Raw genomic sequence first — 17358 nt, 5'->3', positions numbered from 1 at the left:
GGCTCAGGCCGCGCTGGCGGTGCGCCAGGCCTGCGCGATCTCGTCGAGCGTGTCCGCGGTGGTGCGGAAGATCGAGCCGTCCTGGCCGACCGATGCGTCGACGATCGTCCGGCGCGCGCCTGCATAGAGCCGCGCGAGCGTTTCCGACACCGCGCCGCCGCGGTCGAAATCGAGCCCCGCTTCGAGCGCGAACAGGATCGCGGTCGCGCGGGTCACGCGGTCGCTCTTGGTCGCATATTGGCGATTGTCGGAGGCCCAGGCGGCGGCACGCAGCGCCGCGACGAGTTCCTTGTAGAGCAGCTGGACGAGGCCCGGGCCGTCGGTCGTGGTGCGGCCGACCGCGTCGATCTGGCGATAGGTGGCGAACGGGTCGCGCGTGAGGGTGGTTGCGTACATCACGAGTCGCTCTTGTTCCAGGCGGCGATCTGGTTGGTGAGGAAGCTCTGGATCGACTTGTACGACGACACGCGCGAATTCATGCTCGAGAATTGCTGCGTCAGGCGGGTGGTCATCGCCGCGGACTGATCCGCGATCTTGGCCTCGGCATCGGCGATCGCGGATTGCGCGGCGGTGTAGCGCGTCTGCGAGGCGCCGAGCCCGAACGTCGTGTTGGTCGCGCTGGTCGTGATCGCGTTCAGCACCGCGCCAAGCCCCGTCTTGCCGTCCGCCGAGCCGTTCAGCATCGTCTCGATCGCGGTCGAATTGGTCAACATCGCGTTCGACAGCGCGGCGGCATCGACGCGCAACGTGCCGTCACGATTGGTCGCGACGCCGATCTGCGCGAGCGTCGTCGGGCTGCCGCCACCGGTGTCGCCCGACAGCGGCGCCAGCGTCAGCGCCTTGAGCGACGACAACAGTGTCTTTGCCGCCGGGTCCGCGCGCAGCACGCCGGTCACCGGGTCGGTCTGCTCGGTCAGCGTTGCCATGACCTGGTTATAGGTCTCGACGACGTCGGATACCGCCTGCGACAGCGCGCTGGTCGGCGTCGTGCTGCCCAGCGTGACCGGGCCGGTGGACACGGCGTTGAGCTGCAGTTTGACGCCCGTCACCAGGTTGTTGATCGTGTTGCTCGCGCGCTCGACCGCGATCCCGTCGACGGTCAGCTTGGCATTCTGCGCCGTCGCCGTGACGCTGGTGTTGGTCGCGCCGGGCCCGACATTATAGGCGGCCAGCTTGCCCCTCGTGTCCGTCGTCGCGTTCAGCGTGAACGCCTGTGAAGCGCCGGTCGCGCCCTTCATCGACAGATAGGCGCTGCCGTTCGAATCGGTCACGACCGAGGCGGTGATGCCTGCGCCCTTCGCGTTGATCGCCGCAGCGATCCCGTCGAGGCTGGCGTCGGTGACGTCGATCGTCACCGCGGTGCCACCGCCTGCGGTGAAGCCGGTCATCGTCGTCCCCGCCGCGTCATAGGTGGCGGTGCCGAAATTGAGCGTGAAGCTGCCTGAGCCGATCACCGCGGTGCGATCGGCGACCGCGGCGGTGGTGCGGATCGTCTGCGCGCCGGCGAGCTGGTTGACCGAGATGGTCGACGACAGCCCCGAGACCTTCGCGCCCGCCAGCGCGCTGACGCCGAGCGCGGCGGTATTGGAGCTGGTCGGCTGGCTGGTCAGCGTGCCGCCCTTCACCAGCGCGGCATAGGCGGTCGAGAAGCCCGAGATCGCGCTCTTCAGCGATGCGAGCCCCGAGATCTGCGTGGTGATCGTCTTCGACTTGGCGGTCAGCTGCGCAGTCTTGGCCGCGAACTGCGCCTCGACCAGCGAGGGCACCAGGCTTGCGGTGTCGATCCCCGAGCCGGCATTGAGCGAGGTCAGCAGCGACTGCGCCGCGTTCTTCGTCACGCTCGCCGCGGTCGGCGTCGGCGTGGCCGCCGGGGTTGGCGTCGCGGTGCTGCTCGTCGTCGAAATTGCCATGCCGGAATCCTTGCGCGCTCGAATGGAATAACGACCGCGGCCGCCGGATCTTTAGGGAAGTTTCACGCCGTTTTCGTCGAACCGCGCATCGACCGGCACGGTGATCGCGGGCTGCGGCATCGGCGTGCCGCCCGCCGCCGCGTTCAGCCCGAAGACGAAGGCGAGGACGGTCGCGATCGCCATGTACAGGTCGTCGCGAACCTCCTGGTTCTCCTTGCTCGTATAATAGACGGCACGCGCGAGCAGCGGATATTCGAGCACGGGTACGCGGGTCTCCGCGGCGAGTTCGCGGATCGCCAGCGCGGTCGCGCCGCGGCCCTTGGCGACGACGACGGGCACTTGGTCCTTGCCGCGATCATAGCGCAGCGCGACCGCGAAATGCGTCGGGTTGGTCAGGATGACATGCGCCTCGCCGACCGCCTTGCGCATGTTGCCGCTTGCCATCGCACGCATCTTGGCGCGCTGCTGACCCTTGGCCTCGGCATTGCCCTCATTGTCCTTGTGCTCGTCCTTCACCTCCTGTTTCGACATGCGCATCTTGCCGAGGCGGCGGATGATCTGGATCGGCACGTCGATCCCGGCGATCGCGACGAGCCCGAACGCCATCGCGATCAGGATCGACGAGAACGTCCCGCCGAGCGTCGTCAGCGCCTGGTTGAGATCGGCGGACGAGGCGAGCCCCATCGTCGTGTGCGATGCCTGCCACAGCATCCAGCCGCCGATCGTGCCGAGCAGCGCGACCTTCAGCAGCGACTTGCCGAGCTCGATCCATCCGGTCGGGCCGAAGATCCGCTTGAGACCCGAGGTGGGGTTGATGCGCGTGAACTTGGGCGCGAGCAGCTTGCCGTTGAAGCCGAGCGAGCCAAGCCCCGCCTGGCTGAGCACCGCGGCGACGAGGCTGACGACGAACAGCGTGACCAGCGACGGCGCAAGCTTCCACCCCGCTTCCTGGAGCGGGCGCCAGGGCGAGAAATCCTCGACGTCCGCGCGCCCGAACTGGAAGCTCGACGCCATCACCGCCTTGCACGCGGCGATCAGCGAGGGGCCGGCATAGATCAGCCAGGCGACGCCCGCGAGCATGCTGAGCGCGGTGGCAAAGTCGCGCGATCGAAGGATGTCGCCCTTCTCGACCGCGTCCTTCTTGCGCTTGTCGGTCGGGGCTTCTGTCTTTTCGCCGAATTCGTCCGCCATCAGCCGAGCACCAGGCTCTGCGTGGCTTCGAGGCCTTCGCGGATGATCACGACCATATAGTCGCCCATCGCCGGGAAGCCGACCGCGAGCGCGACGACGCCGACCGCGAGGCTCGCAGGCAGGCCGACCGAGAACAGGTTGAGCGCGGGTGCGGCGCGGCTGATCATGCCGACGACGATGTTGAGGCACAGCAGCAGGAAGCCGACCGGCAGCGCGAGCAGCAGCCCGGCGAGAAACGCATAGCCGCCGAAGAACGCGATCCCCCGCAGCCGGTCGACGCCGAGCCATGCGGCGCCGGGCGGCATCACGTCATAGCTTTTGACGAGCATCTCGACGAGCACGAGATGGCCGTCCATCGACAGGAACAGCAAGGTCAGCATGATCGAGAAGAACTGGCCGAGCGCGGGGCTCGACCGGCCGTTCTGCGGATCGACCGACGAGGCGAAGCCGAGGCCCATCGACCCGCCGATGATCTCGGCGGCGATCACCGGCGCGGCAAACGCGATCTGCAGCACGAAGCCGAGCGCGAGCCCGACCAGCGCCTCGGCGGCGACCGCGAGCACGGTCGCCGTCGCGAAGATCTGCTGTGGCGGCTGGACCGGGTGCGCGGCGAGCACGAGGAAGCCGATTGCGCCCGACAGCGTGACGCGCACGGTGACGGGTACCGACACGTTGCCGAACACCGGCGCGGCGATGAACGTCGCGCCGATCCGCACCATGACGAACATCAGTGCCCAGAGCTGCGGCTCGATTGAGAGGCCGAAGCCGAGCACCTGCCTATTTCACCAGATCGGGGATGCGTTCGAAGATGCTGACGGTGAAGTCGCTCAGCAGCCCGAGGATCAGGCTGCCGAAGATCATGATCGACACCGCGACGACGAGCAGCTTCGGCACGAACGACAGCGTCTGTTCGTTGATCGATGTCGCCGCCTGGATCATGCCGAGGATCAGCCCGGCCAGCAGCGCCGGGATCAGGATCGGCGCGCTGGCGAGCGCCAGCACCCACATCGTCTGGTTGGCGATGGTCAGGAAATATTGCGCGTCCATGGCTTATGATGCTTCCGTTCGCCCTGAGCCCATCGACTGCCTGGAAGGCAGGCGTTCGAGCTGACGTCCAAGGGCCTGGGACTCATGTGCTTCGACTGCGCTCGGCACGAACGGGAGTGTGGGTGCATCCACCGGGTCAGGTCGCGAACGAGTTGGCGAGGCTGCCCATTGTCAGCGCCCAGCCGTCGACGAGCACGAACAGCAGCAGCTTGAACGGCATCGAGATGATCGTCGGCGACAGCATCGCCATGCCGAGCGACATCAGCACGGTCGCGACGACGAGGTCGATGACGATGAACGGCAGGAAGATCAGGAAGCCGATCTGGAACGCGGTCTTGAGCTCCGAGGTGACGAACGCCGGCAGCAGGACCGAGAAGGGGATGTCGCGCGGCGAGGCATAGGGGCCCGACTTCGCCATCTCGGCGAACATCGTGACGTCCTTGATCCGCGTCTGCTTGACCATGAACGCGTGGAGCGGGACGCCCGCGGTGGTGATCATCTGCGTGCCCGCGAGCTGGCCGGCGGCATAGGGCTGGATCGCGGTCGTGTTGATTTGGGTGATCGTCGGCGCCATGATGAAGAAGCTGAGGAACAGCGACAGGCCGAGCAGCACTTGGTTGGGCGGCGTTTGCTGCAGGCCGAGCGCCTGGCGCAGGATTGCCAGCACGATGATGATCCGCGTGAAGCTGGTCATCATCAGCAGGATGCCCGGCAGGACCGTGAGCAGCCCCATGATGATGAGGACCTGCAGCGACAGCGACAGCGAGCCGCTCTGCCCGCTATTGCCCGCTGCCTGGCCACCGAGCTGGCCGAGCGCGCGGTCGACCGCGTCGCCGACCGCCGGGCTGGCGGGGGCGGGGACGGCCTGCGCGAAGGCCGGCATGGCGAGGAACAGGGCGACCAGCAGCGCGAGGCCGACCCACAGCCACGCAGCGCCACGCGACTGCGTCCTGACCTCTACAGCGGTAATCAGCGCCGGGCCCGACCCCTTGCGCGTAACGATCAGGCTCATGCGTCGACCTTGTCGATCAGGTGCACGCCGCCGCGACCGACCGAGACGAGCAGACGCCGGCCCTCGAAATCGATCACCGCGAGGCGCAGGCCCGGCGAGATCATCATCGTTTCCTTGACGCCAATCAGCCGCGACGTGGGCTTGCCGGGCATGCGGCTCTCGAACTTGCGCCACAGCAGCAGACAGCCGACCATCAGCCCGCAGACGAGCGGCAGGAGGATGACGAGTTTCAGGATATAGGACCAGAGCATCGGATCAGCCGCGCGCCGCGAGCGACTTGTCGGGGCTGACCAGCTCGGTCATCCGCACCCCAAACCGCTCCCCGACGGTGACGACCTCGCCGCGGCCGATCAGCGTGCCGTTGACGAACACGTCGAGCAGCTCGTTGGCCTGGCGATCGAGCTCGATCACGCTGCTTTCGCTCAGCGCGAGCAGTTCGCGCAGCGTCAGGCTGGTCGAGCCGATTTCGACGGTCAGCTTGACGTCGACGTCCTGTAGCAGCCTGAAATTGGCGGCCACGGCGGCGTCGACCGGAAAAGTACCGGCCATGTCGGTCATGCTGCGAATCCTTCGTCGATACGGGTAATGGAGGTGAGCTGGATGGCGGCGAAGCCGTTGGACGTGCCGACCGTGCCGCAGCCAAGCCGGTCGTTACCGACCATCACGGGGACGTCGCCCGAGATCGTGATCGGGATCACGTCGCCGGGTTTCAGGTCCATCAGCATCTGCAGCGACACGACGGGTTCGGCGAGCACCGAGCGGATCGGGAAGCGGATGTTCATCGCCGCGCGGGTCAGCTCGTTGCGCCAGGCCGGATCGGGCTCGGCGGTCTTGCCGAGCACCTTGGTGGTGAGCGACGGCGCGTGCGGCTTGAGCGCGGTGACCGGATAGACGAGGTCGAGAAAGACCGGCTTGCCCGCCCCCGTCGCCAGCCCGAAGCGGGTGACGATCATCGCATCCTCGCCGTCGAGCTCGGCGATCATCGCCGGGTTCACCTCGACACGGGTCGGCTGGAACTCGAACCGCGCCATCGGCTCCCACGCGGTCTTGAGCGGGGTCGCGATCAGCTGGCCGATCCGCGCGATCATCGCTTCGCCCGCGGGCGAGAATTCGGCCGGCAGCACCGGTGGTACCGCGCCCGTTCCGCCGAAGAACAGGTCGAGCAGCTCGAGGATGAATCGCCCGTCCATCACGCACAGCGCCTGCGCGGCGCCCGGCGTCATCACCATCGGCAGCCAGGCGATCAGCCCGTCGCCGCGCTCCGCCCGGTAGTCGGCAAAACGCTGGACGACGAGTGGCTCGGCCCAGCTGCGCACTTCCTGGCGCAGCATCGGCTCGAACACGCCGCGCAACGTCCGCGCGAACCGGGCGGACAGATGCTGCAGCGTGTGGAGGTCACCGAAGGGATTGAGCTTGGCCGACCCCAGCATGCCCGAATGGGCCGCCTGGGGACGATCGCGCTCGCGCCGCTCGCGCATCGTCTTTTCTGGGGGGGCGTTAACCATGCCTCACTGAACGACGAAACTGGTAAAGTAAACGTTACCGATCCCCCCGAAACCTTCCTTCTGCTTGAGCGTCGCGTTGATCGCCTTGGCCAGTTCGCCCTGCAATTTGCGCTTGCCTTGCGCGGTAAACACCTCGTCTTCGGTCGCCTCGCCGAGCGCCATCAGGATCGCGGAGCGGACCGCGATCTCGTTGGTCTTGAGATGGTCGATGACGCTGTTGTCATAGGGCGTCGAGACGGCGACGCCGACCTGGATGAAATGCGCGCTGTCCTGGAGGTTGGCGGTAAATTCCTTCTCCAGCGCATAATAGGTCGACGCATAGCGGTCGCCGCCCTCGCCCGCAGGCGGCGCCATGCCGTGATTCTCGGGTGCGGCATCCTCGCCGCCGCCATGCCCGCCGCCTTCGCCGTCCCCTTCGGCCCCGGCGGACTTCTGCTCGCTTTTCGGAATGAGCTTGGGCTTGCCGTCATCGGCCGCGGCATGGCCGCCGCCGATCAGCCCCGCGCTCGAGGCATAGACGCCAGCCCCGACGCCGCCGCCTACCAGGACGAGCAGCGCGACGCCGCCGATGATCATCTTGCCCATCTTCCCCTTCTTCTTGGGCACGGGGGCTTCGGTCTTGTCGCTCATCTAGGCAGTCCTTCGGGTCAGGCGAGTCGGGTGTCGGTAAAATCGGTATCGGCGGCGGTCGCGGTTCCGGCGCGGGCACGCGCAGGCGCCGAAGGCTGGTGCGGCGTCGCAGCGCGCTGCTGCTGCTGCTGCTGGCCGGCGCCGGTATCGACGTTGCTCTGCGTCAGCTTTATCCCGCGCGCATCGGCGAGTTCGGCCAGCCGCGGCTGCGCGTCCTGCAACAGCGTGCGCGTGGCGGCCTGTTCGGCGGCGAAATGCACATGCAGCGTATCGCCGTCCTTGCGGACCGAGACGTCGATCGTGCCGAGTGCATCGGGGATCAGGCGGATCCGCGTGTCGGTCGTGTTGGCCGCATCGCGCAGAATATCGATCCGCTCGATCATCGCAGTTGGCCAACGGTCTTGGCGCATGTCGAGCGGCGCTTGTACGTCCACGGTCGGGGCAAGTGCGTGAACGGTGCCGGCGGCGGCGAGCGGGGCGAGCAGCGTCGTGTCGTCCCGTAGGCGGGGCTCGTCACGGCGCTGCGCCGCCGCCTGGATCGCGGCGCCGAAGACCTGCGCGGCGGAGGCAACGGTGCCGGGTTGCGGCTGTGTGGCGGCGGCGGGCGGCTGCTGCACGACGAGGGTCACGGGTGGTGCGCCGTCGCGTGACGACCATCGCGGTGGCGGCGTGTCGGCGCTGGCGGAGTCCGCGGCAACTGCGGGCGGCAGTGCCGGAGCCTGAGCCGGCGCGCCCGGTGCCGGCAAGGGCATGACCGTGCCATTGAAAGAGGCGGGCGGCGGCAACGCTTCCCCTGCTGGCAGGCTGGGGGTGTCGGAAAGCGCGACCGGGCGGGTGCCCGACAGGATCGCGGCGGCGACCTGGAAATCGGAAGCCGCGGCAAATGCCGGGCGTGCGCCGGAAGGCGGCGGCGGGGCATTGCTGCTTGGCGTCTCATCGACGGCGGGCGTATCCGCCGTCGCTGGCGGGGCGATCCCGGACTGAAGGGCAGGAGGCTTCCTTCCAGCGTCGCGCGCAAACGCAGCGGCGGGTAGCGGCTCTGGCATCGTCGAGAGAGGGGGAGCCTGTCGCGCGCCGGGCATGTTCGACCTGGCGAACGCGTCTCCCGCCAACGTTGCCGTGCCGATACCAGCTTCGGGCAGCGTTGCCTGCGGTGCGGCGGGCGGCAGGGCTTGGGGGGCATCGGTCACGACCGGCACGGCGGTCGGGGCTGCCCCGGGGATCGTCGCCTGTTCTGTCGGTGTGTCGTCGGTGGCGTCGGAATCGCGCGGACGTTTCGCCGTGGTCGGACGTTCGGTGCCGCGCAGGCCGATCCGGATGACGCGCTCCGACGGCGGCGGAAGCCGGTTTTCGACCGGTGCCGGGTCCGGGCCTTCGATCGGCACCTCGCCGCCTCCGCCGACCAGCGACGACGCAAGCGGCGATTTCGCCGGCGTGAGCGCGGACGTGCCCAATGCGACCGGCGTCAGCGCGGCCGCCGCTGCGGCCGCCGGTACGTCGGTTTTAATGTCCGCTGTTGCCGCGACCGGCACCTGGACGAAGGCGACGCCCGGCGACCAGAACGGCAGTGTTTCGGCCTGGGCGGCGGCATCCGGCAAGGGCTTGCCGCCGATGACGGCCGGTTGCCGGGTGGTGATATCGGCCGGTGCGACGTCGGCCACCAGCCCGGTGTCCAGCAGCGCGGCCAGCGTGCCGCCGAAATCACCCGCGGACTCACCGCCCGCCACGCGTGGCGCGGCCGTAAGGGCGAGGCCAGGAGGGGAGGCGAGCGCGGGCAGGATCATGCAATCTCTCGAATAGGGCGGTGTCAGCCCGTACTCAGCAAGGATCGTGCCGGTTCTTCCTGCAGGCCGGTGCCTCCTCGAGCGCGCGCAGCTCCCGGATGACCGCATCGGCCTGCGCACGCGCGATGAGCTTTTCGACCGCGCTCTGGTCGCGCTGTGCGGCGCGGGTCGCATCGGTGGCACGCGCGACCTGATATTCCGCCGACCGGACGCGCTCGACCGCGGCGTCGGCGGACTGTTGCAGGCGTTCGCGGTAATGCGCCGACGCCCCCAGCGAGACCGCGACCGCCGTCTGTTCCACGGGAGCGACGGCGGCGGCCAGGCCGGAAATCCGGGTGGACAGCGCCTGTTCGCTGGCGGCCTTGTCGTGCGCGCGGGCTTCGTCGGCGCGGGTCAGGCCGAGCTGCAAGGTCCGGACGCGGTGGATCCGTGCCAGCGTCTTGGCGCGGGCGTCAGCCACCGAAGACACCGACCAGCTCGGCCACCGAATCCGCCAGCGACACCTTCTCGTCCGAATCCTGGCGGATATACTCCATGATCGCGCCGTGGCAGGCGATCGCATTGTCGATCGCGGGGTCGGCGCCCGCACGATAGGCGCCCATCAGCACGAGGTCGCGATTTTCCTCATAGGTCGCCAGATTGCGGCGCAGTACGCGCGCGGCCCGGACATGCGGCGCATCGGCGATGTCGGTCATCACGCGGCTGACCGACGGGCCGATGTCGATAGCGGGATACACGCCGCGCTCGGCCAGCTGGCGGCTCAGCACGATATGCCCGTCGAGGATCGAGCGCGCCGAATCGACGACCGGGTCGTTGCCGTCATCGCCGTCCGCCAGTACGGTATAGATCGCGGTGATCGACCCGCCGGTATGGACGTCGACGCCCGCGCGCTCGATCAGGTTCGGCAGCATCGCGATGGCGGACGGCGGATAGCCGCGTGCGGAGGCGGGTTCGCCGAGCGCGAGGCCGATCTCGCGGCCGGCATGCGCGACGCGGGTCAGCGAATCCATGATCAGCAGGACCTTCTTGCCCTCGTCGCGAAACCCTTCGGCGATCGCGGTGGCGCGCAGCGCGCCGCGGATGCGGAGCACGGGCGAGTGATTGGCGGGCACCGCGACGACGACCGAGCGTGCGCGGGCGGCGCCGGCGACCTTGGTCTCAAGAAAGTCGGCGACCTCGCGGCTGCGCTCGCCGATCAGCCCGATGACGATCACGTCGGCCTGCGCGGCGCGGACGATCATGCCGAGCAGCACCGACTTGCCGACGCCCGACCCCGCCATGATGCCGACGCGCTGACCCTGGCCGATCGTCAGCAGGCCGTTGATCGCGCGCACGCCCACGTCCATCGGCTGAAGCACGCGGCCACGGTCGAGCGGCGACTGGAGCTTGCCCGCGAGCGGCCAGCGGCCGGCCCCGCGGATCGGACCGAGGCCGTCGATCGGCTTGCCCGCGCCGTCGACGACGCGACCGAGCAGTGCGGCGCCGACCTCGGCCTCGCCCGGAGGACCGATCGGCTTGACCGGCGCACGCGGCAGGAGCGCGGCGGGACCACCGAGATTCATCATCAGCGTACGCCCGTTACGAAAGCCGATCACCTCCGCCTCGACGCTCGCGCTGCCCTCGCCGACCTTGCACACGGTGCCGACGGGCAGGGTCAGCCCGACCGCCTCCATCAGCAGCCCGTCGAACGAGGCGAGCCGGCCCGACACCCTGGGGGCCGCGACGAAATCGGCGTTGCCGAGCGTTTCGAGATAATCGGCGGTGAAGCGGTTCAGCACTCAGGCGGCTTTCGCGGGCACCGCGACGCGGTCGATCGCGCTGGCGAGCTGGTCGAGCCACATGGCAGGGCCGTCCTCGACGATCGTCGACGCGCTTTCGAGCACGAAGCTGCCGCGGGCGACATTGGGGTCGCCGGCGGCAAAGATCGACTTGGGCAGCGTGCCTTCGATCAGCGCGACGTCGTCGGGATGCAGGCGCAGCAACGCGGCCTCGGCGGAATCGGCGAGCAGTTCGGTCGCGGATTCGATCCGCCCAGCGAGCAGATCGGGCGAGATGCCGATCTCGCCGACCAGCTTGCCGACCAGCAGCAGGACGGTCTGACGAAGCTGCGTCGCGACCCGGTCGCGGTCGAGCCGGTCGGTGGCGAGCGCGGCGGCGAGCGAGGCGAGCAGCGCCTGGTCACGCGCGGCATTCCCCTGTGCCACCGCGGCTGCGGCGGCGAGGCCCTCGGCATAGCCTGCGGCATGCGCGGCGGCGAGCGGATCAAGGAAGCTCTCGGTCTCGCTGGCGGGATCGAGCGGATCCCAGCCTTCGGTCGGATTGCTGTCCTTGTCGGCGGGACTGAAATGCTTCGGCCCCGGAGTCGGCGCGCTCGGGGGCGGCGTGGGCGTGGCGCCCTGCGGCGCGAACCCGGTCGCCCGGCGCGGTGCGGCGGCGACACGATCGCGGATATCGGCAGCGGCAAAGCCCATCGGCGGCGCGAAGGCGTGCGCGAGCAGCTGCGCCGCGGTGTCGTGGCGCGCGGCGAAACCCGCGACGAAACCGGATGCCCCGACAAACTTAGACATAATCGTCCTCGCCTCCGCCCATCATGATCGTGCCGTCCTTGGCGAGCCCGCGTGCGGTCGCGATCATCGCCTTCTGCGCCTCGAGCACCTCGGCGAGCCGCATCGGTCCGCGCGACTCCATCTCGTCGCGAATGCCGTCGGCGGCGCGCGCCGACATGCAGCCGAGGAAGCGGTTGCGCACCGCCTCGTCGACGCCCTTCAGCGCCTTGGTGAGGATCTCGCCATCGACGTTGCGGATCAGCGTGCCCAGATTCTTGTCGTCGAGCTCGAGCAGGTTGTCGAACACGAACATCGCCTCCTCGATCGCCTTGGCGACGTCGCGGTCGATTTTGAACAATTTGGGCATGACGCGCTGTTCGGTCGCCTTGCGCGCGCCCGACAGGATCTTGGCCGCCTCGCGCGTGCCGCCCAGCGTCACGCCCTGGCCGCTCGACCCGGTGCCGGTGCGGTTGGCGAGCAGCGTGCGCAGCGTGTCGACCGCCTCGGGCGTGATCGGCCCGAGCCGGGCGATGCGGTGGAGGATGTCGGGCTGGACCGCATCGGGCATCAGTTCGAGCACCTGGCCGCCGACCGACGCGTCGAGATTGGCGATCAGCACCGCGGCGATCTGCGGATGCTCCTTCTCGATCATCGCAGCGATCTCGCTCGCATCGAGCCAGTCGAGCAGTTCGAGTTCGCACGCCGCCTCGGCCGGGGTGATCCGCGCGAGGACGCTCTCGGCCTTTTCGCGGCCGAGTGCGCGGTTCATCACCGCCTCGATCTTGGGACGGGGGTCGAAGCCGATCGTCGTGCGCTCGCGTGCGCGGTCGACGAAATCGTCGAGCACCGTCTCGACCTCCTGCTCGGAGACATCGGCAACCTTGAACATCGCCGCGCCAAGCTGACGAACCTCCTCCGGGTCAAGCTTCTGAAGGATCGCGGCGGCCTCGTCCTCGCCCACCAGCATCATCAGCACGGCGGCACGTTCCACGCCGGTATAGGTGCGCAAGCCCTCCATCAGCGTGCGTCCGCCTTGATCATGTCGCGCACGGCGAGCGCGGCGCGGGTCGGATTGTCGCGGGTGAAGCCGCGGACCGCGCCGACCCGCTCGTCATAGCCGCGCGAGCTTTCGAGCTGGTCGAGGCTGACCGGGGGGACGACGACCGGACCGGTCAGGGCTTCGGCGCCCTCGCCCTCGGCACCCTCGATCGTCTGGCCGAAGGCGGGCCGCGGCGTCGCGTCCTCGCGCTTCTTCATCAGCGCCTTGGCGATGGGCCGCACGCCGAGCAGCAGGACGAGCAGCGCGATGACGATCGCGGTTGCGTTGCGCGCGAGTACCGGCAGCCATGCATTGTCGTACCAGGCGGGGCCGGTATCGGCGGCGGCATCGGCGCCGGCGAACTTGCGGCTGATCACCGTCACATTATCGTTGCGCGTCTGGTCGAAGCCGACCGCGCTCTTCACCAGGTCGGTGATCTGGTTGATCTCCATCGCGGTGCGGCGCGTCTTGTCGGGATCGCGCAACAGTACCGCGACCGACAGGCGCTTGACGCTGCCCGGGGTGGCGCGGGTCACCGACACCTCGCGGCCCAGGTCATAGGCGCGCTGATACTGGTCGGACTGCTTCATCGCGTCGGGGGTGGGGCCGCCGGCGACGGGCTGCGGCATGCCGGGATTGCCGGTCGCGGGCTGCGGTGCCTGGAGCGTGCTGGCGGCGGGCGGCGTGTTGCTGAGCGCGCCGGGGATGCCCCCCGGTGTCGCCGCGCCGTCCTTCTGGTTGCCGGTCCAGTTGCCCGTCTCGGCGCGCAGCACGCCCTGCTTGTCATAGCTTTCGCGCGTCGCCTGGGTCTCGTCCAGATTGACGTCGGCCTGGACTTCGGCGGTGAAGTTGCCGGCCCCCACCAGCGGGGTCAGCAGCTGGATGAGCTGGGTGCGGTACTTGTCCTCGACGCGACGCTGGATCTCGATCCGCTTGTCGCCCGCCGCACCGACGCCGTCGACTCCGCCGGGCTTGGTCAGCAGCGCGCCCATCTGGTCGACGATCGTCACCGAATCGGGCTTCATGCCGGGTACCGACGATGCGACGAGGTTGATGATCGAGGCGACCTGTGCGTCGCTCAAAGATCGGCCGCCCTGCAGTTTCAGGATCACCGAGGCCGAGGGCGCGGCATTGTCGCGGACGAACACCGAGGCTTCGGGCGTCGCGAGATGCACGCGCGCCTCGGCGACCGCGTCGATCTCCTCGATCGACCGGGCGAGCTCGGATTCGCGCGCCTGACGCAGGCGTTCGCCTTCCACCGCGCGGCTGACGCCCATCGGCAGCTGGTCGAGGATCGCGTAACCACCGGGTGCCGCCTTGGGCAGGCCCTGGCCCGCGAGCAGCATCCGTGCGCGCGAGTAATCCTCCTCGGCAACCGTCAGTGAGCCCGTCGAATCGTCGATCCGGCTCTTGATGTTCGCGGTCGTCAGCGCGGAGGTGACCGCGGCCTTGTCGGCATCGGGCAGGTTGGTGAACAGCGTCTTCTGCGTCGGCGAGGACAGCGTCATCCACGCGAGCGCGGCAGCGGCGATCAGGCCGATCATCAGCACCATCGGCAGCGAGCGACGTACCGCGGGCTGCGCGAAGGCGGACTTTATCTGTTTGAGCGGGTTGGCGAATTTCTCGGGGAGGCCATTGGCCGACGAAGCGGGGATGAGGGCAGTGCTCATATCATTACACCGGCATGCTCATGATGTCCTTGTAGGCGGACAGGAGTTTGTTGCGGACCTGCAGCGTCGCCTCGAACCCGACCGACGCCTGCTGGCGCGCGAGCATCACTTTGGCGATGTCGACGGTCTCGCCGCGCTCATAGCTTTCGCTGAGCTTGGCGGCCTGGGTCTGGCCCTCGTTCACGCTCTTCAGCGCGGTTTCCATCGTGTCGCCGAAGCTGACGGGTTTCGTCTCGGTCGGCGCGACCATCGGGCCGGTCTGGCTGGCACGCGCGAGCGCCTGGTTGCGCTCGAGAATCTGCGAGCGCAGCGCCATGACGCGGTCGACGCTCATCGCGCCGCCGCCGATTCCGCTGACGCCGCTCATGCCGACATCACCCGGGCGAAGTCCTCACCCTGTTCGCGCGCCTTGGCGAGGCGGTAGCGCAGCGTGCGTTCCGAGATGCCGAGCCGGCGCGCGGTCTCGATCCGGCTGCCGCCGCATGCCTTCAGCGTCTCGCGGATCGCGGCGAACTCGCTCATCTGGACGATGGTGCCCAGCGTGTCGGTCTGCGGTTCGGCGGGCGTCTCGGCAACGGGCACGAGCGGTTCGGCGATGGGCGCGACGACCGGCGCGGGGCGCGGGGCGAAGGTCATCGTCACCGGGCGATCGAACAGGATATGGCTCGCCTCGATCGTGTCGCCGCCGCAGAACAGCAGCGCGCGCTGGATCACGTTCTCGAGCTCGCGGACATTGCCCGGCCAGTCGTGCAGCATCAGCGCCTCGATCGCCGCGCGCGACGGCCAGGGAATGACGTTGCGGTTGCCGGCATGACGCAGGATCATCGTCGCGGCGAGCGCGGGGATATCCTGCGGCCGCTCGGCGAGCGACTTGGTGGTGAGCGGGAACACCGCGAGACGGTAATAGAGATCGGCGCGGAACCGGCCTGCAGCGACCTCGCCCTGCAGGTCGCGGTTGGCGCAGGCGATGACGCGGACGTCGATCGGCTGCGGCACGGTCGCGCCGAGCGGCACGACCTCGCGCTCCTGCAGCACGCGGAGCAGTTTCGCCTGCAGCGTCAGCGGCATCTCGGCGATCTCGTCGAGCAGGATCGTGCCGCCGTTCGCGGCGCGGAAAAAGCCCTCACCGCCCGACGACGCGCCGGTGAACGCGCCCTTCTGGTGGCCGAACAGCATCGCCTCGAGCATCGATTCGGGAAGTGCTGCGCAGTTGATCGCGATGAACGGGCCGGCCTTGCGCGGCGAACCATTGTGGATCGCGCGGGCCAGCACTTCCTTGCCGGTGCCGGTCGGGCCGTTGATCAGCACGGTGATGTCGGCGGCGGCAACGCGCTCGGCCAGCGCCAGCAGCGCGAGCGATTCGGGGTCGGCGGCGGTCGGCATGTCGGGCCCGCCGATCAGCGCGCGGGCAAAGCCGTTGCCGACCGCGGTATCCTCGGCGGCGAAGCCGATCCGCGCGGGCGCGCCGCTCCGCGACGGGGTGACGCTGCGGCCTTCCGAACCGATCACGACGGTGCGCGCGGGGTAGGCGACGGCCTCGCCCTCGGCGACGAGGAACAGGTCGTTCGCGCCCGGCTGTGCCGTGTCGAGCGATCCGATCCCGAAGCCTTGCGCACGCAGGGACGAGACGAGCGCATATTTGCGCGCCGTGACGGCAGCGGATGGAAAGATCGAGCGCATGAAGTCCCCCTGTGACGATTCGGGAATGCGGCCTTGAGGGTAAAGGCGCGGTTAAATCGTGCCGCGTCGCGGCAAACTATTTCCGGGCGCGTTCGCGCGCGCGTGTACGGGAGCGCGCCACGCCGGTGCGCGAGGGGCGGATTTTTTTCTCTAAAGCCCGGAGAAGCGCGGCCGTTACCCATCCTGACGGCTCGGTCCTTCGCCACGGGGGCGGCGGGGTAGCCGGCATGAAGGAGCTTAATCATGACTGTTATCGGGACCAACATCTCGTCGCTGCGCGCCGCGACCGCGTCGACCAATGCCAACGCTGCTCTGTCGACCGCGATGGAACGCCTTTCGACCGGCAAGCGCATCAACTCGGCCAAGGACGACGCAGCGGGTCTCGCGATCGCATCGTCCATGACTGCGCAGATCAAGGGCATGAACCAGGGCATCCGCAACGCCAATGACGGTATTGCTCTGGCGCAGACGGCCGAAGGCGCACTCGGCGAAGTCAGCAACATGCTTCAGCGCGTTCGCGAGCTGGCCGTGCAGGCCAAAAGCGGCACCTATTCACAGGATGACCGCACGAACATCCAGGCAGAAGTCACCGAGCTGACCACGCAGATCAACTCGGTAATGACCGATACGAAATTCAACGGCACTCCGATCTTCAACAAGGGTGCAACGGCAAGTACGGAAGCCGAGGGCTTTACGATCCAGGTCGGAGCTAACGCCGGCGATAAGGTTTTGATCGCGAAGCCGCAGGTTGATGTAACCAACTTGAGCACGGCCGGTCTCAGCGTCGTTGGTGCCACTGCTGCAGCGTCCATTACCGCAACGGAAACGACTCTAACGAATGTCGACGCAGGCCTGAAGGCTGTTTCGATCGCGCGTGCGACGCTCGGCGCTTCGCAGAGCCGTTTGCAGTCCGCCGTCAACACCATGACGTCGAACTCGACCAATCTGTCGGACGCTAAGAGCCGCATCGAGGACGCCGATTTCTCGGCCGAGACTCAGGCGCTCGCCAAGGCGCAGATCCTGAGCCAGGCGTCGACTGCGATGCTGAGCCAGGCGAACCAGAGCCAGCAGGGCGTGCTGAAGCTGCTTCAGTAATCCGATCCCGGCGCCGGCACCGGCCCCCGATCGGGTGCCGGCGCCAGTCGGATCGCCCCCGGCAAACGGGGCGCAGCGAACCCCGGTGGCCTATGGCCGCCGGGGTTTTGTGCGTTGGGGTAGTAGCGGTTGGCTCGCGCGAGGTTCGCTTGCGCTATTCTCGCGATGGCGATCGGACAGGCGGCGCGCATCCGCGCGGCGGCGGTATGATCCGCGGGCAACACATCATCGGCAATGTTCATACGCTCT

19 protein-coding genes are annotated in these 17358 nt (G+C 68.5%); 1 reads left to right on the top strand and 18 read right to left on the bottom strand.

Annotated elements, in window-relative coordinates:
• Nucleotides 1-3: 3 nt before the first annotated feature.
• The 18 genes from NEF64_RS00590 to NEF64_RS00505 form a co-directional block, all read right to left on the bottom strand.
• On the bottom strand, nt 4-396 hold the full coding sequence (locus NEF64_RS00590) for a flagellar export chaperone FliS (RefSeq protein WP_043158241.1): 393 nt from the start codon (nt 394-396) through the stop codon (nt 4-6).
• On the bottom strand, nt 396-1910 hold the full coding sequence (fliD, locus tag NEF64_RS00585; RefSeq protein WP_056409644.1) for a flagellar filament capping protein FliD: 1515 nt from the start codon (nt 1908-1910) through the stop codon (nt 396-398). The genes NEF64_RS00590 and fliD overlap by 1 nt, the downstream gene beginning before the upstream one ends.
• Nucleotides 1911-1961: 51 nt before the next feature.
• A complete protein-coding gene (gene flhB, locus NEF64_RS00580) occupies nt 1962-3101 on the bottom strand; it encodes a flagellar type III secretion system protein FlhB (RefSeq protein WP_056409646.1) in 1140 nt (379 codons plus the stop codon).
• Nucleotides 3101-3874: a flagellar biosynthetic protein FliR gene (gene fliR, locus NEF64_RS00575; protein WP_031395964.1), complete on the bottom strand. Its 774-nt coding sequence runs from the start codon at nt 3872-3874 to the stop codon at nt 3101-3103. The genes flhB and fliR overlap by 1 nt, the downstream gene beginning before the upstream one ends.
• A 4-nt stretch (nt 3875-3878) precedes the next feature.
• Nucleotides 3879-4148 carry a flagellar biosynthesis protein FliQ gene (gene fliQ, locus NEF64_RS00570; RefSeq protein ID WP_031395965.1) on the bottom strand — a complete coding sequence of 90 codons (270 nt, stop codon included), beginning with the start codon at nt 4146-4148 and terminating at the stop codon, nt 3879-3881.
• Between the two features lie 136 nt (nt 4149-4284).
• Complete coding sequence (gene fliP, locus NEF64_RS00565) at nt 4285-5160, bottom strand: flagellar type III secretion system pore protein FliP (protein ID WP_056409648.1); 876 nt, start codon at nt 5158-5160, stop codon at nt 4285-4287.
• Nucleotides 5157-5411 (bottom strand): flagellar biosynthetic protein FliO, encoded by a 255-nt coding sequence (locus tag NEF64_RS00560; RefSeq protein ID WP_031394023.1) that lies wholly within the window; start codon nt 5409-5411, stop codon nt 5157-5159. Before NEF64_RS00560 ends, fliP begins: the two co-directional genes overlap by 4 nt.
• Before the next feature lie 4 nt (nt 5412-5415).
• Nucleotides 5416-5718 (bottom strand): flagellar motor switch protein FliN, encoded by a 303-nt coding sequence (fliN, locus tag NEF64_RS00555; protein ID WP_031394024.1) that lies wholly within the window; start codon nt 5716-5718, stop codon nt 5416-5418.
• Nucleotides 5715-6665 carry a flagellar motor switch protein FliM gene (locus NEF64_RS00550; RefSeq protein WP_031394025.1) on the bottom strand — a complete coding sequence of 317 codons (951 nt, stop codon included), beginning with the start codon at nt 6663-6665 and terminating at the stop codon, nt 5715-5717. Before NEF64_RS00550 ends, fliN begins: the two co-directional genes overlap by 4 nt.
• A 3-nt stretch (nt 6666-6668) precedes the next feature.
• The gene (locus NEF64_RS00545) at nt 6669-7295 is read right to left on the bottom strand and encodes a flagellar basal body-associated FliL family protein (RefSeq protein ID WP_031394026.1); all 627 of its coding nucleotides are present in this window, start codon (nt 7293-7295) and stop codon (nt 6669-6671) included.
• 17 nt (nt 7296-7312) lie between these two features.
• Entirely contained in the window at nt 7313-9079 is a 1767-nt protein-coding gene (locus NEF64_RS00540; protein WP_056409650.1) for a flagellar hook-length control protein FliK, read from the bottom strand.
• Between the two features lie 34 nt (nt 9080-9113).
• Nucleotides 9114-9539, bottom strand: a complete 426-nt coding sequence (locus tag NEF64_RS00535; RefSeq protein WP_031395548.1) for a hypothetical protein — start codon at nt 9537-9539, stop codon at nt 9114-9116.
• On the bottom strand, nt 9532-10857 hold the full coding sequence (locus tag NEF64_RS00530; RefSeq protein WP_056409652.1) for a FliI/YscN family ATPase: 1326 nt from the start codon (nt 10855-10857) through the stop codon (nt 9532-9534). The genes NEF64_RS00535 and NEF64_RS00530 overlap by 8 nt, the downstream gene beginning before the upstream one ends.
• Complete coding sequence (locus NEF64_RS00525; protein ID WP_056409654.1) at nt 10858-11646, bottom strand: FliH/SctL family protein; 789 nt, start codon at nt 11644-11646, stop codon at nt 10858-10860.
• Entirely contained in the window at nt 11639-12643 is a 1005-nt protein-coding gene (gene fliG / locus NEF64_RS00520; RefSeq protein ID WP_031394705.1) for a flagellar motor switch protein FliG, read from the bottom strand. The genes NEF64_RS00525 and fliG overlap by 8 nt, the downstream gene beginning before the upstream one ends.
• Nucleotides 12643-14334: a flagellar basal-body MS-ring/collar protein FliF gene (gene fliF, locus NEF64_RS00515; RefSeq protein ID WP_252574451.1), complete on the bottom strand. Its 1692-nt coding sequence runs from the start codon at nt 14332-14334 to the stop codon at nt 12643-12645. Before fliF ends, fliG begins: the two co-directional genes overlap by 1 nt.
• 4 nt (nt 14335-14338) lie before the next feature.
• Nucleotides 14339-14701, bottom strand: coding sequence for a flagellar hook-basal body complex protein FliE (gene fliE / locus NEF64_RS00510; protein WP_056409658.1), 363 nt, complete (start codon nt 14699-14701; stop codon nt 14339-14341).
• Nucleotides 14698-16014 carry a sigma-54 interaction domain-containing protein gene (locus NEF64_RS00505; protein ID WP_056409660.1) on the bottom strand — a complete coding sequence of 439 codons (1317 nt, stop codon included), beginning with the start codon at nt 16012-16014 and terminating at the stop codon, nt 14698-14700. The genes fliE and NEF64_RS00505 overlap by 4 nt, the downstream gene beginning before the upstream one ends.
• A 243-nt stretch (nt 16015-16257) precedes the next feature.
• Between NEF64_RS00505 and NEF64_RS00500 the strand changes: the two genes are divergently transcribed.
• Nucleotides 16258-17109, top strand: a complete 852-nt coding sequence (locus NEF64_RS00500; protein ID WP_056409662.1) for a flagellin N-terminal helical domain-containing protein — start codon at nt 16258-16260, stop codon at nt 17107-17109.
• The last annotated feature ends 249 nt before the right edge of the window (nt 17110-17358 follow it).

Source organism: Sphingomonas aerolata (genome assembly GCF_023935825.1).
Lineage (GTDB): Bacteria > Pseudomonadota > Alphaproteobacteria > Sphingomonadales > Sphingomonadaceae > Sphingomonas > Sphingomonas aerolata.
The sequence above is the reverse complement of the archived record's forward strand: the minus strand, read 5'-3'. Positions and strand labels throughout refer to the sequence as shown.

Excerpts from the sequence above, each read along its gene's own strand:
- NEF64_RS00590 (WP_043158241.1), bottom strand. The coding sequence starts at position 396 with ATGTACGCAACCACCCTCACGCGCGACCCGTTCGCCACCTATCGCCAG.
- fliD (WP_056409644.1), bottom strand. The coding sequence starts at position 1,910 with ATGGCAATTTCGACGACGAGCAGCACCGCGACGCCAACCCCGGCGGCC.
- flhB (WP_056409646.1), bottom strand. The coding sequence starts at position 3,101 with ATGGCGGACGAATTCGGCGAAAAGACAGAAGCCCCGACCGACAAGCGC.
- fliQ (WP_031395965.1), bottom strand. The coding sequence starts at position 4,148 with ATGGACGCGCAATATTTCCTGACCATCGCCAACCAGACGATGTGGGTG.
- fliP (WP_056409648.1), bottom strand. The coding sequence starts at position 5,160 with ATGAGCCTGATCGTTACGCGCAAGGGGTCGGGCCCGGCGCTGATTACC.
- NEF64_RS00560 (WP_031394023.1), bottom strand. The coding sequence starts at position 5,411 with ATGCTCTGGTCCTATATCCTGAAACTCGTCATCCTCCTGCCGCTCGTC.
- fliN (WP_031394024.1), bottom strand. The coding sequence starts at position 5,718 with ATGACCGACATGGCCGGTACTTTTCCGGTCGACGCCGCCGTGGCCGCC.
- NEF64_RS00550 (WP_031394025.1), bottom strand. The coding sequence starts at position 6,665 with ATGGTTAACGCCCCCCCAGAAAAGACGATGCGCGAGCGGCGCGAGCGC.
- NEF64_RS00545 (WP_031394026.1), bottom strand. The coding sequence starts at position 7,295 with ATGAGCGACAAGACCGAAGCCCCCGTGCCCAAGAAGAAGGGGAAGATG.
- NEF64_RS00540 (WP_056409650.1), bottom strand. The coding sequence starts at position 9,079 with ATGATCCTGCCCGCGCTCGCCTCCCCTCCTGGCCTCGCCCTTACGGCC.
- NEF64_RS00525 (WP_056409654.1), bottom strand. The coding sequence starts at position 11,646 with ATGTCTAAGTTTGTCGGGGCATCCGGTTTCGTCGCGGGTTTCGCCGCG.
- fliG (WP_031394705.1), bottom strand. The coding sequence starts at position 12,643 with ATGGAGGGCTTGCGCACCTATACCGGCGTGGAACGTGCCGCCGTGCTG.
- fliF (WP_252574451.1), bottom strand. The coding sequence starts at position 14,334 with ATGAGCACTGCCCTCATCCCCGCTTCGTCGGCCAATGGCCTCCCCGAG.
- fliE (WP_056409658.1), bottom strand. The coding sequence starts at position 14,701 with ATGAGCGGCGTCAGCGGAATCGGCGGCGGCGCGATGAGCGTCGACCGC.
- NEF64_RS00505 (WP_056409660.1), bottom strand. The coding sequence starts at position 16,014 with ATGCGCTCGATCTTTCCATCCGCTGCCGTCACGGCGCGCAAATATGCG.
- NEF64_RS00500 (WP_056409662.1), top strand. The coding sequence starts at position 16,258 with ATGACTGTTATCGGGACCAACATCTCGTCGCTGCGCGCCGCGACCGCG.